We start from the raw sequence: 16123 nt of genomic DNA, 5'->3' as shown, positions 1-16123 counted from the left end.
GGTATTACAGGAAGGCACATACCCGCCGTCTGTCGACAGGGCGCACGGTATCCGTTCGCGGAGGTTGGGCAGTTCGAGGCGATCGTGAAAGCAAGAAGGGCGCATCCTTCAGGCGGACTTGTCCAATATGCGGGGCGCTGATCGTAAGCGTGGGCATGCCCAGAGGAGGGTGGGTCCATTTTGAGGGCGGCAAAGGCCTGACACGTATTAAACATCCGTGCCTGCATCTTGGTGAAGGCCTGAGCAGGCGGCGCGACGAAGACACGCCAGACCTTTTTGAGGCGAGGCTGCCATTTTGAAATGTCACTGATGAAGCTTGCGAAAAGTTGGCTCCAATCCCACATCTAGTATCTAGAAGCAAACCAAACACCATATGGAGGATAGTATGGCGGTAAATCGTAAAGGAACTTCGACCAAGGTTGCCTCGCTTGCAGCAGACACCCTTTTCAAACCTGGCTCTTCACAGATCGCCCGCAAGCTTGCTGGTTCGGCGTTGTCTCAGTCAAAGACCAATCGGCAAACCGGAGCGGAAATGGAGGACCTCGCGTCAAAGGTACTTCGCAGCGATCGCTATTCTGAAAAGACAAAGACACTTGCCGCTTCGGTGTTGTCCCAGTCGAACAAGAAGCGCTGACTGTAGACAGTATAACAGTGGTTTCGGGCTCAAGCGCTACAGGCCGTGTCTCACGTAGGTAGCGCTTTGGGTAAATCATGAACAAACATTAAACATTTGAGTTGAGCAGATGCGGGCATTCATTTCTTATTCCCATAACGACAAGGCCGCGCTTGATCGGCTGCACGTCCACCTCAAGAACCTTACAAGGGAAGGGCGTATTGAGACCTGGTATGATCGCAACATCTTGGCTGGTGGCGAACTGGACGCTGAGATTGAACGGGAACTGGAGGCTTCCGACCTGTTCCTGCTCCTGGTGAGCCCCGACTTCATCGCATCCGACTACTGTGTCGAGCGCGAAATGAGACGCGCGCTTGAACGCCACGCCGCAGGGACCGCCCGTGTAGTGCCGATCATCGTGGAGGAATGCGATTGGAAAGCGATGAGGGAGTTGCGCCAACTGAAGGCCGCGCCGACTGACGGCAAGGCGATCAGCGCATGGGCCAATCCAAACACCGCTTACCTAAATGTCGTGCAGGAGCTTCGACGCATCATCGAAGCTGAAGCTGTACCTGCAGCTGCGGCGGAGGTAGCCCATGAGCCGTCGGCCACACGCCCCTCGATGGCACGCTACCGAGCAAAGCGGCAGTTCGACCAAATCGACAAGGGTGATTTCCGCGATGCTGCCTTCGCCACCTTCAAGGATTACTTCCGACGAGCGATCATCGAAATGGACTCAATCGATGGATTGCGCGGACGTTTCGTTGACAGAAGTGCGACCTCTTTTGGGGCAACGGTTGTCAACAGCGGCCATCGAAATGGTACGGCCCACATCTCGGTGCACTGCCGTAGCTCGCAGGTCGCCCTGGGCGATATTTACTACTCGTTCAGCGAAAACGCCGGTGACAACACAGCAAACGGCGGTTTCAACATTTCGGCCGATGATTACGAGCAATTCCTGATTCAAACCATGAACGTCTTCGGTAGAACTGATGAACGACTGACTCCAGAGCGAGCGGCTGAGGTGCTCTGGAATGAGTTCATTGGTAACGCAGGTATCAGCTATGACTGAGCGTGTTCATTTCCGCTGCAACAATTGTGGGCACCGCTTCGAAGTCGAAGTGCTTGATGAGTACGAACGTCGCGAGGCCCGCCGTGAAAAGCGGCCGACTAGCGCGGTGCATTGTCCCGAATGTTATCGAACCGATATCCGGAGGGGTTGGGAATGAAGGCTCGTGAGGGAGACCACATATGCGAAGCACTTTGAACGCAAAATCAGCCGCTCTCGCCGAGGAGCCGAAAGGTACGCTGTTTCTCCTCAAGAGGTACGGCCATCAGCCGATCTATGGCATTAAGCTTTCCGAACCATTGAATCAGCCCAACGACAAACCGACGGTTCTGCTATTGAACCCTGACTTTGGGCGTGAAGGCGAAGCCAATTGGCATCGGATATTCCAGTGGGAAGCGGACGAGTGGTGTATCTCCTTTGGAACCGACTGGATATTGCAGCCTGATTTCGCGGCTTCTTCGCTGTCTGAGATGAACGATCCGCAGCAAGAGGCATGTCTGACGATCGGGCCCCAGGGCATTCACTTCCGTGCGGCACCTGGCGACGGATTCCGGGTCTCCTATCGCCACTTCATCCATGTCGAAACCCTAGATCCGGTGAAGGATCTCGGAAATGCCGCCTTCCACCTCAACTCGTACCGAATCTTCTTGAACCGAGAGGATTGGGATAATGGGCGCCCCCCGATCTTTCAGCACGGCGTCTAGGCGACAGCAACTTCTCCTTCGAAGCCAGGAACAGATACTTGCTGTGTCATAGGGTGATCGTTACGCCATGTGTGTCCGAACGTTTCACCGATATCACTGCACTCAAGACGTCGCTAATCTGCTTTCAATGCGTCAACGTTCAATGGCTTCGTTCACCCGGCAGATAGAACTCCGTAATCCCGCGCTTCCCCTCAACCCGCCCGAGCTGGACGATCACATCGATGGACTTGCGGATATATTCCCGCACCTCGGCGAATGTTAGCGGCGTCCCTGCCTGCAGCACCATAATCGCCAGCCGGTCGATGGCGAGTTCCGCGGTTTCGGCGTGGATGGTGGAAACCGATCCACCATGACCGGTGTTGATGGCTTCGAGATAGGTCAGGGCCTCGGCCCCGCGCAGCTCGCCGACGATGATCCGATCGGGTCGCATACGGAGGGAGGCTTGAAGGAGAGCATTGGCGCTGCGTTGCGAACCGGCACCGCGGTCGGCCAGGAGGGCGACGGTGTTCGGCTGGCCGGGGAAGAGCTCGAAGGCGTCTTCGATGGTGATCAACCGCTCGTGCTCGCTCACATGGGTCAGGAGATGGCGGGCGAAGGTTGTTTTGCCGGTCGAGGTGCCGCCACTGATCAGGACGTTAAGCCGTGCCTCGACCAGGGTCTGTAGGGCAGCTTCGAGGTTCTCTTCGGCGAGACTGGAAATGTTCTTCATCTTCTCGGCTCGGAGCGCGTCGAGCGAGACGGCCTTGCCGAAGAGATAGGCAGGAGCGTAGTCCCGGACGCTGCCCGAGGCGAAGAGACGGATGGTGATCGAGGCCCCGCGGTCGATGGCGGGCGGCACGGCGACCTGGACCCGAAGCGGGCGGCCCGCGTATTCTACTTTGCCGGAGACGAGCGGGTTCTTTTCAGAGACGCGGGCCTTGGCGTCGCCGACGATGGTCTGGGCCATGTTGAGCGCAGTCGTTCGGTCCACGGTCTGGCCTTCGTGGCGCATGGTGGCGTCGCCCGCGGCCTCGAGCCAGACCTTGCCATCTGGATTGATCGCGATCTCGACCACGTCGTCACGCCTTAGAAGGTCACGGAACGGGTCGAGATAACGCTCGAGATAGGAGGTTGGGCTTTCTGAATGGCTCAATAAATCACCACATCCCGGTCCACGAGCACGGTGACCGAGGCCCCTTGATCGACATAGATCGTCGGTGCGATCGAGACCTGGTCGGCGATGACTGAGCCGACGGCGTCCTGAAGGTCGCTGCCGACATCGCCCAGAACGATGCTGGTGGTTTCGTTGTTGGTACTCTCCGCCGCCACGGCCGGCGCCGCCCCGATCACGGAAATCAGTGCCGCTCCGCCGAAGCGCTCGGCGAACTTGGTGTCGACGAGACCGGTGAGGCCAGAGCGGCCGAGCTGATCCCCGCCCACGGCGGCGATTTCCATCGAGGTGCCGTCCGGCGTCAGGACGCGGGTCCAGAGGATCAGGATACGCTTCTGATGCATCTCGATGCCCGAGCGGTATTGGCCAAAAAGGCGGGAACCCCGGGGGATCAGGATCCGGTCCCCGGAAAATGCCGGAACCGGTTCGGAGACCACCGCGACGACCGAGCCAGGCAGATCGCTGTTGATGGCGGTCTGGAGCGCGGCCTGAATGACCGAGCCTTGGGTCAGCGTGCGCTCGGGATGGGTGAGGCGGGCGGCCTCCTGCACCTCAAGTGGCCGCGCGCTCTGCAGAAACTGTTCATTGCCCGAGAGGACCGGCCCCCCGGTGCCAGCGGCCGCCGGATCGGCCACCGCCGCGCCACTTTGGCCACCACGCGGACCGTCGGCATAGACCACTGCGGGGGATTTGATCTGCGCGGTCAGAAGCTCCTCGGCGACCCGTTCGGCCTCGCGCTGGCGCTGTTCCTCTTCCTGCCGGCGGCGTTCTTCGAGAAGGCGCTGATCCGCAATCAGCCCCTCGCGGTCCAGCTCTGCCTCAAGACCCTCGCGCTGCGCCCGTTCGGCATCGAGCATGGCCTGCAGACCTTCGATGCGGGTCTCGGTCTGGCGCTGCAGGTTGGCAAGCTCGGTTTCTTTTGCGGCCAGCGTCGCTTCAAGCGCCGCCTTCTGTTCGTCGAAGGCTTCGCGCAGGTCCGCGACGGCGGACTGGATTTCCGAGTTGCGGGCGGCCTGGCTGGCGGCGAGGGCCTCGCGGAGCTTGGCGATCTCGGCCAGCACTTCGGCGCTCGGTTCCGGGACAGGGGCTGCGGGCACATCGAGCGCTTCCTCGACAGCGATCAGCGCGTCATTGACCCGTTGCTCTGTTTCGTCGGGTGGAAACTCAAGCCGCCCGCCGGTGCCGGGGCGGCGGTCCTGGAAGGTCTCGACATCGGAGGTTCCCAGCGCGCTGTCGCCCTCCTGCAGGCCGTTGGCCAGGAAATACGCGACCCCGGCGGCGCCAAGGGCGAGGGCAGCGGCGATCGCGCCAACCCCGAGGCTGTTGCCGCGGCGTTTGGATTTGCCGCGCTGGCTGAACTGGTCGAGACGGTCCTGAAGATCGGGAGGGGTTTGATCGGCCATGGTCAGTTGCTCACATAGATGGCGCTCTCGTCGCGCCAGGCGCAGATCGCCTCATCGCCGATGCGCAGCGTCCAGTAGGTGTTTACCCCGAGCACGCGAACGGTGTTGCCTTGCTGGGTCCAGTTGACCGTGCGCTCACGGCCCTGGTCATCGGCCTTGAAGAGGGCGGGCTGACGGGCGTTCTCCGGGAAGACGAAATACGTATAGCGCCCGTCGTCGTAGATATGGCTGGGGCGGAAATCCCCTTCGCCCGAGACGCGGTAATTGTAGTTGCGCGGGGCCTCAACGCCCTTGGGCTGGGTTGCACTCGCCGCGCGGCGCTCCTCGTCGGGGTAACGGAAGCGGACCTCGAAGAACATGCCGGTGCGGTTCGGGATCGAGCCTTCGCGCAGATGGAAGGAATAGGTGCGGCGGTTGGTGATCACCGTCATGTTGGTCGAGGCATTGGCCACATGCGGCTTGATCGTCAGCACATTGCCAAGCTCGGGGATCGGATCGACCTGGAAGCTTTCGGTGTCGCCGACGATCACTGCTTCAAACCGCTCCCCCGCCCCGAAATGGATCGTCGTCGAATGCCGAAGATCCGTTTCGATCCGGTAGACCTGGTTCTCGTTATAGACGGCGGTGCGGATGCGGATGTCGAGCGACCCGCCTTGCGGCGTGGCCTCGGCGAGGGCGGCAATAGGAATGGTAAGCGCTAGGAGAAACGTGGTGAGGAGCGCGGGCAGGGATTTCATGGGGGTCAGTTCTCCAGGGTCTCGGCGTCGACGCGGTAGGAGGTCACCACGAAGCCCAAGGGGTTGGCCCAGACATCCTGAAGGCGCTGGCGGGTTTCGGGTTGGAAGTCGTAACTGAGCGTGGCGACGTAAGACCGGGTCACGGTGCGGGTGTCGCGCGGCCGGCGCAGCGTGCGGGTGAAGCGGACCTGGGCCACGCCGCGCTCGATCTGGTTCACGGACTTGATGACCACCTCGATCTTGGCGTCGCGCCCATAGACGGTGATCGGGTAGTCCTCATTGGTAGAGGACCAGAGATCGCGCAATGTGCGGGAAGCATCACCGTCGGAGCGGTCGAGGACCGAGTTGATGCGTTGCTCGCCATCGGTCAGGTCATAGGTTTCGCGGTCATCGACATAGGCCACCAGATTAGCCTGGATGATCGCATCGCTTTCCGAGAGCGTCAGGGCCTGGACGGCGGCGACCCGGTCCATCTCGCCGGTCTCCTTGTCGACCACGACCACAAAAGTCTCGGTCGTCTTGAGCGGAAAGAGGCTCGCACCCGCGACCATTCCTGCCACGCCGACCAACACGCCCGCAGCCGCGACGAACCAAGCGAAACGCTCGCGCCGTCTTGGCCCGTAGATGAAATCCGCCTCGAAAGCGTCGCGGTCAGGCGCGGAGGAACTGGTCACAAGCTTCTTCAAAGTCGTCGTCTTTCACATCAGGGTTTGCGGAAGGCCTTGGCGGCGGAGAGAAGCGCGCCGGGGCTTTGCCGGATCAATTCGCCGGTCTTCACCACGCCCGCATTGGCCATCTGGTTCAGCTCATGCGGGGACTTGCCGGTGACGAGGCGCGCGGTCGCGCCGGTGCCATACTGGCGCGTGTTCACGAAGCCCTGCCGCGCGAGCCCGGTCAGGCCCACGGCATTCGAGGCAATGCCGACAACACCGGTGAGGTTGGAGGCGATGTAGGGGACTGAGGCCATGATCCCGGCGCTGAGGATCAGAATGACGAGGAAGGGCAGGATGAGGCTGACGGTCTCGACATCGCCCGGATCGGCCGAGGCGTCCCCGATCACTTCGGCGATCGCAACGATGATGCCCGCGGCCCCGGCGGCCGCGACCGGCATGAGCGCATAGCCGATGGTGGCGCGGGTCCAGGCCTCGAAGAGGGACTGGGTCGGCTTGAAGAGCGAGGTCACGATCATGAAGGGGGCGATGACGATCATCAGCGCGAAGACGATCCGGGCGAAGGCGATGATCCCGGCGGTGACGGCGGCGAAGACGGCGGAAAGGACGAAGAAGATGGCACCCAGGACCGCGCCGAAGACCCAGCCCGCGCGGTCGCCGATCGTGTCGCCATAGGCGGTGATGCGAGCGACCATGTTGTCGAGGCTCTCATAGACCCCGGCCTCGTCGCCCGACCCGGTGAGCGCCAGGATCGAGGCGCCGACGGAGTCAGGAACGCGCGTGACGATGTCATAGATGACGCTGAAATTGTCCCAGCTCTGCGCGAAGATCCCCACGAGCGCGATCTTCATGCCGAAGGCAAAGCCGGTGCCGAAGGACAGGGGGCGGAGTTGCATCACCGCGTTGATCCCGAGGAGCACGACAAGGAGCGCGGCCCCGGCGGAGATCACATCGCCGACAGCACCTGCCGAAGAGACAAACCCGTCCTGCGCCACGGTATCCACCGCGGCGTCGACCTGGCTCAGGATGTCGCGAATGACCCCCATCTACTCCGCACAGGCCTCCACAACTTGCGCCTCGAGCGCGTCGGCCTGCGCGTAGAGATCGAGCACCTTGAATGGCAGGCGTGGGTTGTCCGAGGTCTGGAACCGGGGCAGGGCGGTGAGCGCCTGATCCCAGGTGAAGTCGCCCAGCAGGCAGGTGCAGGTTTCCGAGGCGAGGGCTTCTTCAGCAACAAGGATGCGCAGGATCGCGCGGTAGCCGTTCCGCAGGTAAGCGGTCTCGGCGAGATCCACCGGGGGTTTGGGGACGCGGCACGCATCCTCTTCATCCCGTGCGATCTCCATCGAGGTGAAGGGCCGATCCTGACCTGATGCCGCGTCAGGCAAGACAAGGAGGCCGAGCGGCAGGGCAAGCGAAAGGCTCAGAAGTCCGGCTTCCTTCAGGGTGAAGCGGCTCGGGGTAAGCTTGGAGGTCCTCATGGATCCACCGCCATTGAGCGGAATTTGCGCTCGTCCGCGAGGGTCGCGGCATCGACGACGCCAAGCTGGCCGGCACTGACGCCTTGGGCTGCTTCGAGGCGCCAGATCTGGGTTAGAATGATGCCGAGCTCGGCGGTGACGCGGGTGTTGAGATCGACGGCGGCCTTCAGCCCGTCCTGATCGTCGATGAGCCCGACCATGGTCTCGAGCCGTTCGAGGCTTTGCCCTGCCTCTTCGTGGCTCGCCTCGGCTGCGACGGAGAGCATGGCGCTTGCCCCGGCCGAGGTGGCGATGCGGTTGTCGGCAGGCTGATCGGAGCCCGAGAGCGTGCTCAGTCGTCCCGAGGTGAAGCCGCTGCCCGACAGAACCCGTTCGACCGAGGCCGAGAGTTCTGCGCCTGGATTGAACCCGCTCAGGAAATCGCCGCTGGCCAGTGACTGCGCGGTATTGAGGGGGGCCACCAGCTTGCCACGCAGCGCGCGGAATTCTTCGACAGTGGCGAAGAGTTCTCCGAGCCCGCTGCCCTCAATCAGTGAAGTCAATTGCGCCTCGAGGTTCGTCAGTTGCGACAACTGGGTTTCTAGTTCCAGCCGCATGGTGGCGAGCTGCTGCATCTGGACGTTCAGGTCCTCGGCCATGTGCTCGAGCTGTGCCACGAGCTGACCAAGCTGTGATCCATCAAAGGTCGGCACGCCCTGCGCCGCTGCGGGCGAGGCAAACCCGAGTGTGGTGACTGCGGCCACGGTCAGGAGAAAATGTCTCATTCGGGAACTCCCATCTGCATGAAGTCGCGCTCGGCCAGCCGGTCGGCGACGAGGTGCTGCGCGTAAGCCGCCTCGCGCTGCTGGTTTGCCGCCATCAGCCGGACGCGAAGGTTGAGGATGCGACCGATCTCGGCTTTGGCATAGGTGTTGAGCTCCCAGGCCGCTTTGGCATTGGGTTGCGCGTCGATCTGCAGGATGATGGCACGCAAGCGGTTGATCACCTGTTCGGTGGTGGCCGAGCTGTCGGCGGCGTAATAGACGCCCGCCTCGGAGATGCTGGCATATTCGGCGAGCGCAAAGTCCGAGGGCGAGAGCGTGCCGAGCGCGTCGGCGCCACCAACCACGGCGAGGTATTCGTTGTAGAATTTCGAGATGTTGCGCACGTAGCCTTGGGTCTCGGCAAAGGGTGGCACCCCGCCGTATTCGATGACCCGGCCCGGCCCCGCGTTATAGGCCGCGAGCGCATGGGGGATGTTGCCGAAGCGATTGAGTTGGGTCGTGATATAGCGCGCGCCGCCGCGGAGGTTGTCTTTTACGTCATAGCGGTCGACTCCAAGATCGGAGGCGGTGCCGGGCATGAGCTGGGTCAAGCCATAGGCGCCGACCGGGCTTTCGGCAGAGACGTTGAAGCGGCTCTCCTGCTTGATCAGGGCCTGGAAGAGGCAGCGCCACTGGGTGGCAGAAAGACCCGCGCGGGCCACACCGGGTGTGCCAGCGAACTCACCCGCGACCTCGACGATCATCATCTCGACCGTCTCGCGGCCTTCGCCGAAAAAGCGGCTGTTCATCGGGCTGGGATCGGTATTGGGATAGACCGCTGCCACTCCGAAATCCGCGTTGCCATCGAGCGCGCGGATATCGAAGCCGGGCCCGGTGATGGCTGCGGTCATCTTCTCGAGGACGCGCAGCTGGTCGGCCTGCACATCGGCCAGCGTGGACTCGGTGTGGTCCTTGTCCTGCTGGACGCCCAGATCTTCGGCGAGAGCTGTCACCCGTGCAATGGCGCGCCCGATCGCGGAATTATCCTGCGTCGGTACGCTCTGGGCATGCGCGGGCAGGGCGCTGAGGCCAAGGCTGAGCCCGGCGGATATGATCGCGACGCGGCTCATTCCGGACGGGGCAGGGACTCGAAGGTGCAGTCCGGCTTGGCCGTTGCGTGAGCCGGTGCGCCCATGGTCGAGACCGAAAACGCGGATCGCGTTACTTGCGGCTCACCATTGCGTCCGAAGCAGGGCGAGGTTTTCTCGGTGTATGTCTCGCAAGCCGACAGCAGGCTCGCGGCGGCGCAAAGCGCGAGGAGAGGTTTCGAACTCATATCACATGTCTCCAAAAATCGGGATTGGCGCGCCAATCGGCGGGCACGCGGGCTTCGCCGGTGGCACCGCCGCCAAGGATGGGAAGGAGGTCGCCAAGTGCAGAGAGGTCGGCATCGACGAAGACACTGTCGCCCGCCGAGCGGATAAGCGCGATGCGCTGGCCGATGGTCGGCTGCACGAGAAGGGCAGCCTCCTTGGCGTTCACGCGGAGAAAATCGTAATCGGAGACGGTGGCGCGATCGTTCGGGAAGAGGATCTGGGTCGGGACTGTTTCGACGATGGTCTTGCCGACGCGGCTGTTCCGCAGCTGGCTCGGATATTGCGTCATCATGATCACGACGCAGTTCATCTTGCGCAGCGTCACCAGCCAGTTTTCCAGCCGCGCCCCGAAGTAGGGATCGTCCAAGAGCTTCCAGGCCTCGTCGAGCACGATGATGGTGGGGCGGCGGTCTTCGACCACGCGTTCGATCTGGCGGAAAATGTAGGAGAGCACCGCCATCCGCTCGGTGGTCATGTCGAGGATCTCGGTCATGTCAAACCCGACGATGTCGCCTGTGAGCTTGAGGCCCGCGCCGCGCTCGGACTCGTCGAAAACCCATCCGTAACGTCCACCCGGCGCCCATTCGGCGACGCGGGACTGCAGCTCGCCATCATCATCGAGCGACTGAAACAGCGTCTCGAAACTGACAAAGCGCTGCAGCGCCGCGCCCGCATCGGCGTTCTGGCCGACCGCACTCTGGATATGGCGGGATTGCTCGCCGGTGAGTGTGCCATTGCGCGTGAGGAGTGTCGCCAGCCAGTCCGAAAGCCAGGCACGGCCGCGCTCGTCTGTCTCGGTGGCGAGCGGATTCAGCCCTGTCGGTACGCCCGCGCGGATCTCGTTGTAGCGCCCGCCCAAGGCGCGAACCGCCATTTCGAGGCCGCGATCCTTGTCGAAGAAAAAGAGCCGCGCGCCGACCCGCTGCGCTTGGGCTGCGAGGAAAGCGGTGGTCAGCGTCTTGCCCGTGCCGGTGCGACCGAGCACAAGCGTATGGCCGACCGTTGGTTCCTTGCCGGGGCCGCCCGCCTCGTGGAAATTGAACCGATAGCCCGAGGTGCCGACCGTGGGCAGGGCCGAAATGGTCTGACCCCAAGGCGACTGATCCGGCCCGCGCCCTTCGACGCTGCCGTGAAGTGCCGCGAAATCCGCGAAGTTGATCGAGGAAATCGGCGTCTTGCGGGCGCGGTAGCCGAAGTTGCCGGGAGATTGTGCGAAGTAGGTGGCTTTAAGCGCCATGTTCTCGCGCACGATCACCGACATGATCTCTTGGCCAACGCGTTTGATCTGGGCGGCGGCGCGTTCGAGCGTGTCGCGGTCCGGGGCGTAGACGGCGATGGAGAGGTGATGATCGCCAAAGGCGATGCGGCCCGCTTCCTGGTCATCGGCGGCCTGGCCCAGTTGTTCGCGCAGAGAGACGGCGGCATCGTCGGAGGCATGCATCTGACGGATGATGCGCTGGATGCGTTCGGCCATGATGTTGTTCGGGATCGGACTGAAGGAGTTCGTCAGCACGATATCCAGCGGCAGGTCGAGCGCGTCGAGGAGTGTGACGTCGGTGAGTGCGGGGTAGGACTTCATCGAAAAGAGAGCGCCGTATTTGACCCGACCGGTCACGGCATCGGTCAGGGTGACAACTTCGCCATCAAAGGTCGCGCGGCAATTGCTCAAGGTATGCGAGAGGGGCAGGGCGCTATGCCCGAAGGCGATGGGGGAGAAGCTGCCCGCGTTCAGGGTATTGAGATAGCCCAGCCATTCACCACCGGACTTCGTGAGTCTGACTGGGTTGGCCGACGCAAGCGCCACCTCGAAAAAGCCCATGACCTCGTTCAGCTCCTGCAGGCGTGTCGCGCGGTCCTTGACCCAGGCCCTGCGGGCCAGCGCGCGCAGGAGCGGAATACGGGCCGAGATGTCAGGCCGCCGAATCACGCTGAGATAAAGTTGGCGTTTGGCGGGGCGCAGGTCTTTGACATGGGCCTGCCAGCGCGTGTCGATCGCGGCGGCGAAGCTGTCTCCCTCGATAGGGCGCATCCCGAGATCCTGCGGGACTGAGATCCGGTGGATGTAGAAACCAAAGGCATTACCGGTCTGGGCGACGATGGCTGCGACCGCGCGTTTGAGCGCATCGAGCCGGGCGTCCTCAGTGGTCATCGGGTTAAGCCCGTCGAGGCGCAGGGTCGCCATCAGATCGCCCTCGCGCAGGACCATGACATCGTCATCGGCGAGAGCAAAATACGGCAGGTGTTCGGCGAGATAGCTCTCCCGCGCGAACTCCCCGCCGCCAGCCTGAAGGAGTGCCGTTCCGTGAGTGGAAAGTGTGCCTGCATCAAGCGCCAAAGCTGTCGCCTCCATGCAGGGCCCGGTTCTTCGTCGGGCGCACCGATCCATAGGAGACGCGCAGCACCTCGAAGAAATGCGGCTCGCGGTCGGCGACGAACCAGAGGATCGGATAGGCGACGAGGCCGATCAGGAAGAAGGCCATGGACTTGGTCCAGATGAACGGCAGAACGACCCCGGTCGCCAGCACCACGAGGTATCCGACAGGGAGGCCCAGATACTTGGGCGGTCGGGCGAGGCCCAGAAATAGGGGGGATCGTTCTGCCAACTCTATTCTCCAACCTCAGGAGAAGCCGTCGACAATGGTGCCGGCCGAGAAGATCAGCACGATCCCGATGATGACCGAGGCGAACCAGCCCCAGTTGAGCCTTCCCATCATACACATGAAGCCGGTGCCAATGACCGCGAGCGTCGCGACCGCGATCCCGATCGGACCGGTGAGAGCGGCCTCGACGGTTTCCAGCATGGTCTGGATCGGCGACAAGTCTTGCGCGAAAGCGGGTGCCGAGAGAATCGTCAAGGTTGTAGCGGTGGGCAAAAGGCGGCTGAGGCGATGTCGAAGCATGCGAAGTTCCTTTAATTACTGAAAATCAATGAGGACCGGTGCGCGCTCTGGCAGGCTGGTCGCGAGGCGGAAGCTTGGCTTGTTCGTAGGCGTCCCCGCCAGCCGAGACTGTATCCGGTGAATGCGCGCAATGTAGGCACGCGTCTCGGAGAAGGGTGGGACGCCCGCGTATTGGATCACGCGGTGAGGACCGGCATTGTAGGCCGCGAGCGCAAGGTCGATGTCCTTGAACGTGGCGAGTTGAGCGAGGAGATAGCGCGCCGCGCCGTCGAGGTTCTGGGAGGGATCGCGCGGATCGACGCTGAGAGCACGGGCGGTATCCGGCATCAGTTGGCCGAGACCATAGGCGCCCTTGGGGCTTACGGCGGTCGGGTTGTAGCTGCTTTCAGCTTCGACCAGTGCGCGGAACAGGACCTGCCAATCATCCGGGCCCAGACCAACCTGCCGCAGGGCGCGATTGCCCTCGTGGCGATCTGCGGTGGCCAGGATCAAATTGAGGATCTCTGTGCGCCCCGAAGTCGGTGTAGCCTCCTGAGGTGGAAATGAAACCACGGGTTCAGCGCCGTCGTTCAGCCCTGCCCAGGCGGGTTTTTCGCCGTGGAAGGTCCAACCTGACGTCCGAACAGTGCCATCGCGCGCAAAAGCGATGACGTCAGCCGCACTCCTCGAGGGTGATGCTGTAGTCAGGGCCAAAGCACAGATTGCGCCCGTCACCGAACTCGAGATGATGTTTAAAGAGCCCCGGCCAGATGTTGAAATACCGCGGCTCGGGCCCGTGCGGGGTAATTCTCGTGGAGACGAGAATGGCTTCCGGCTCGCCGATCCGCAGGTAGATGCACTGGTAGCGCGGCTTGCCATCGTCCGTGAACCCCACGAGTTCATACCGGCAGCGGAATGCAACGCCCTTCTCAAAAAGGTCTTTTACACCATCGATGGTGATCAAAATTTGGTTGCGCGCTATCGGCATGTTCGGACTCTCCCCATGAGAGCCCTTCTACTTCACGACACTAAGGCCATAAAGTCATATGGAGTCAATACGACATATTGCAGATAAATACAAATTGCGCGATAGTTCGCGCAACTTTCGCGCGAAACAAGGCTGGTGAGCGACATGAAGCGACAGGCGATGGCTGCGGTGATGGGTGTGATGGCGGCGTTCGGCACCCCTGAGAAGGCGCGGGCCTATGATATCGACTGCGCCATCATGCTTTGCATGGCGGGTGGTTTCCCGCCAAGCGCGGTCTGCGCACGGGCCTATCGCACCATGATCCGCCGCATCACGCCCTGGCCGAGCCTGCCGCCCTTCGGGGTCTGCACCTTTGCCCATGTGCCGGTCGAGCTGGGCGGGCCCGGCGGGGAGGGTGAGCTCGACACCAACCTGCCGGAATACGAATGGCTGAACCGGACCCATGTGATCTGGTTCACTGGAAGCTCATATGACACCAATGAGGATGGGCGTGTGTGGAACTGGTCCGTGAAATCGTGCGATCGGGAGAACCGAACCTGCACCTATCTCCAGCGCGCGCGACGAGAAAGCCGGTCATGGCCTGACAGTTTCGTCTCTCAAAGTGGCCAAGTGATCGAGTTGCCCACGAGGCGACGCTCAGGTGAATTCTCTCTTCGCAGCATCATGGTCGAATACGGCGACTATGAGGGCAACATGGGCCACTCGGAGTGGTTTGCTTATTGATCGCTCTCATCAGGATCGCTGAGGGAAAAAGGGCGGATGTAAATGGCCGACGGGTCATATTGGTCAGGGTCAAAATGCCAGAGACGGCTGGTGGTGCCATCGTTCCAACGGTAGTCCGTGAAGACGTGGGTTTCGACTTGCTTTGAGAGGAAATAGCCTTCCTGAAAGGGCCTTCCGATCTTCTTTTTACCCATAAAAATACTGCTTACAAATAAAATGTGCGCATGAGCGCGCAGGGGTATGATAAAAGGCCTATATAGCGCTCTGTGAACAAGAGGGTCGGGTCACCCTCCAAGAATTTTGTGATACGTTCCAATAAATTAATGGATGAAGCGAACTTTGCGTTCTCCTCCTTGCCATATGAATTCGACTCATGTTGGACAGATTAGTAAGTTCGTCATGACTAAGAAAACGCGCGTCTCAGCTCCTGCATGTTCAATACAAACACAGTTGCTCAATTTGACGACTGTGGAATGGACATTATGCGCGACATGCAGTCACGCTAAATATATGTTACAATTGCAGATTATTCTCTGTGCTGTCCGCGCGGCTAAGGCGCACGAGTCCGGATGTGATTCACGAGCATCGCGCGTCTTATCAAGACGGGGTAGACCCGCGCTGGCGGGCATCCATAGAGCCACTTCTTAGTGGTTAATATGAACGAAATGTCGTCTCGTTCCGCTTTGTCTAACTGTCCTGTTGTTGGCATAAAACATGCATGTAGGGGGCATTCTTTTAGTGCGACATGAACACTGGCACTTTGGCGGTGCGGATTACATGGTGGGTGACACCGCCGAACAGATCCTGCGAAAACTTGCTGTGCTCGTATGCGCCCATCACGATCAGCTGTGCGCCGATTTCAGAAGCCGTAGTTTCGATGATCTCCGCGATTTTTCGTCCCGATCGGGGACGCAGGATGTGTTCCGCCTGTATGCCGTGGCGTTCGAGGTGGGTCACGATATCGGTGCCTGTGGGCATCTCGTGAAGCACATCGCCGACGGTCAGGATCGAGACCTTCTTCGGTGCATCTTCGAGCACGGTCATGGCGTCGCTCAGCGCACGCGCGGAGGCCCGTTTGCCGTCCCATGCGACCAGCACATGATTGGCCAGCCCTTCTGAGATATAGTCATCGGGCACCACAAGTACGGGGCGACCGCTTTGCAGCGCCATCACATCCGGGCTGACGGCCCGGTATTCATCCGTGGGAAGTTTCGGAGGATAGCCGGTTACGATGAAGTCGAAATTCCGGGCGATCTCTGCCAGAGAAAGTTTGCCGATGACCTCGGGCATGAGAAAACGGGCGCGATTTTCGATCCCGGCGGCTTCCACTTCCTGCTGAAACAACTCCCGCGAGCCCTCGATTTTTGCGGCTCTCACCGTCTTGAGCTTGTCGTGGAGGTCTTCGGTCAGACCCAGCACCTGATCGAAATAGGACGACGGTCCGCCATAAATGCCGGTCAGCCATGCTTCATGGCGTTTTGCAACTTTCACGGCGTGACGAAGGCTATGGGGAAATCCCGCGCTTCCAGTGTGGGCGAGAAGGATGTTTTTAATGGTCACGATGTCCTCACAGTCCGAAAATGATT

The 16123-nt window shown here is 61.3% G+C and carries 19 protein-coding genes; 4 read left to right on the top strand and 15 right to left on the bottom strand.

Annotated features, from left to right (window positions below; all coding sequences use genetic code 11):
• Nucleotides 1–385: 385 nt before the first annotated feature.
• The 3 genes from BLT54_RS19245 to BLT54_RS19235 all read left to right on the top strand — a co-directional run bounded on the left by BLT54_RS19245 (nt 386) and on the right by BLT54_RS19235 (nt 2386).
• Nucleotides 386–634 carry a hypothetical protein gene (locus tag BLT54_RS19245; RefSeq protein ID WP_065331062.1) on the top strand — a complete coding sequence of 83 codons (249 nt, stop codon included), beginning with the start codon at nt 386–388 and terminating at the stop codon, nt 632–634.
• 109 nt (nt 635–743) lie between these two features.
• A complete protein-coding gene (locus BLT54_RS19240; RefSeq protein ID WP_074646934.1) occupies nt 744–1685 on the top strand; it encodes a toll/interleukin-1 receptor domain-containing protein in 942 nt (313 codons plus the stop codon).
• A gap of 179 nt (nt 1686–1864) precedes the next feature.
• Nucleotides 1865–2386 carry a hypothetical protein gene (locus BLT54_RS19235; RefSeq protein WP_074646932.1) on the top strand — a complete coding sequence of 174 codons (522 nt, stop codon included), beginning with the start codon at nt 1865–1867 and terminating at the stop codon, nt 2384–2386.
• A 139-nt stretch (nt 2387–2525) separates the two neighbouring features.
• On the opposite strand, the gene virB11 is transcribed toward BLT54_RS19235, so the two are convergent.
• From virB11 to BLT54_RS19165, 13 genes are all read right to left on the bottom strand, one after another.
• Nucleotides 2526–3518, bottom strand: a complete 993-nt coding sequence (virB11, locus tag BLT54_RS19230) for a P-type DNA transfer ATPase VirB11 (protein ID WP_074646930.1) — start codon at nt 3516–3518, stop codon at nt 2526–2528.
• Entirely contained in the window at nt 3515–4939 is a 1425-nt protein-coding gene (locus tag BLT54_RS19225) for a TraB/TrbI/VirB10 family type IV secretion system protein (RefSeq protein WP_074646928.1), read from the bottom strand. Before BLT54_RS19225 ends, virB11 begins: the two co-directional genes overlap by 4 nt.
• Nucleotides 4940–4941: 2 nt before the next feature.
• Nucleotides 4942–5676: a TrbG/VirB9 family P-type conjugative transfer protein gene (locus BLT54_RS19220; RefSeq protein ID WP_074646926.1), complete on the bottom strand. Its 735-nt coding sequence runs from the start codon at nt 5674–5676 to the stop codon at nt 4942–4944.
• Nucleotides 5677–5681: 5 nt separating this feature from the next.
• Nucleotides 5682–6362: a VirB8 family type IV secretion system protein gene (locus BLT54_RS19215; RefSeq protein ID WP_074646924.1), complete on the bottom strand. Its 681-nt coding sequence runs from the start codon at nt 6360–6362 to the stop codon at nt 5682–5684.
• A 17-nt stretch (nt 6363–6379) separates the two neighbouring features.
• On the bottom strand, nt 6380–7393 hold the full coding sequence (locus tag BLT54_RS19210; protein WP_074646922.1) for a TrbL/VirB6 family protein: 1014 nt from the start codon (nt 7391–7393) through the stop codon (nt 6380–6382).
• The gene (locus BLT54_RS19205) at nt 7394–7828 is read right to left on the bottom strand and encodes a hypothetical protein (protein ID WP_245708064.1); all 435 of its coding nucleotides are present in this window, start codon (nt 7826–7828) and stop codon (nt 7394–7396) included.
• Nucleotides 7825–8592 (bottom strand): type IV secretion system protein, encoded by a 768-nt coding sequence (locus BLT54_RS19200; protein WP_074646920.1) that lies wholly within the window; start codon nt 8590–8592, stop codon nt 7825–7827. Before BLT54_RS19200 ends, BLT54_RS19205 begins: the two co-directional genes overlap by 4 nt.
• Nucleotides 8589–9701, bottom strand: coding sequence for a lytic transglycosylase domain-containing protein (locus BLT54_RS19195; protein WP_074646919.1), 1113 nt, complete (start codon nt 9699–9701; stop codon nt 8589–8591). The genes BLT54_RS19200 and BLT54_RS19195 overlap by 4 nt, the downstream gene beginning before the upstream one ends.
• Before the next feature lie 202 nt (nt 9702–9903).
• Nucleotides 9904–12297: a VirB4 family type IV secretion/conjugal transfer ATPase gene (locus BLT54_RS19185; protein WP_176832924.1), complete on the bottom strand. Its 2394-nt coding sequence runs from the start codon at nt 12295–12297 to the stop codon at nt 9904–9906.
• Nucleotides 12272–12550 (bottom strand): VirB3 family type IV secretion system protein, encoded by a 279-nt coding sequence (locus tag BLT54_RS19180; protein ID WP_074646916.1) that lies wholly within the window; start codon nt 12548–12550, stop codon nt 12272–12274. The genes BLT54_RS19185 and BLT54_RS19180 overlap by 26 nt, the downstream gene beginning before the upstream one ends.
• Before the next feature lie 15 nt (nt 12551–12565).
• On the bottom strand, nt 12566–12847 hold the full coding sequence (locus BLT54_RS19175) for a TrbC/VirB2 family protein (protein WP_074646914.1): 282 nt from the start codon (nt 12845–12847) through the stop codon (nt 12566–12568).
• A 15-nt stretch (nt 12848–12862) separates the two neighbouring features.
• Nucleotides 12863–13339 (bottom strand): lytic transglycosylase domain-containing protein, encoded by a 477-nt coding sequence (locus BLT54_RS19170; protein WP_245708063.1) that lies wholly within the window; start codon nt 13337–13339, stop codon nt 12863–12865.
• 160 nt (nt 13340–13499) lie between these two features.
• Entirely contained in the window at nt 13500–13814 is a 315-nt protein-coding gene (locus BLT54_RS19165; protein ID WP_074646910.1) for a hypothetical protein, read from the bottom strand.
• Nucleotides 13815–13958: 144 nt separating this feature from the next.
• Between BLT54_RS19165 and BLT54_RS19160 the strand changes: the two genes are divergently transcribed.
• Nucleotides 13959–14537 (top strand): hypothetical protein, encoded by a 579-nt coding sequence (locus BLT54_RS19160; protein WP_074646908.1) that lies wholly within the window; start codon nt 13959–13961, stop codon nt 14535–14537.
• Here the strand turns inward: BLT54_RS19160 and BLT54_RS19155 are convergent.
• Together BLT54_RS19155 and BLT54_RS22920 are read right to left on the bottom strand one after the other, a co-directional pair.
• Nucleotides 14531–14731: a hypothetical protein gene (locus BLT54_RS19155; RefSeq protein ID WP_074646905.1), complete on the bottom strand. Its 201-nt coding sequence runs from the start codon at nt 14729–14731 to the stop codon at nt 14531–14533. The genes BLT54_RS19160 and BLT54_RS19155 overlap by 7 nt on opposite strands.
• A gap of 541 nt (nt 14732–15272) precedes the next feature.
• Nucleotides 15273–16097, bottom strand: coding sequence for a universal stress protein (locus BLT54_RS22920; RefSeq protein ID WP_226946242.1), 825 nt, complete (start codon nt 16095–16097; stop codon nt 15273–15275).
• Between the last annotated feature and the right edge of the window lie 26 nt (nt 16098–16123).

Origin of the sequence: Celeribacter baekdonensis (genome assembly GCF_900102315.1) — a bacterium.
In the GTDB taxonomy this organism is placed as follows: domain Bacteria; phylum Pseudomonadota; class Alphaproteobacteria; order Rhodobacterales; family Rhodobacteraceae; genus Celeribacter; species Celeribacter baekdonensis.
Note: the sequence above shows the minus strand (reverse complement) of the source record. Positions and strands in the feature narration are given on the sequence as shown.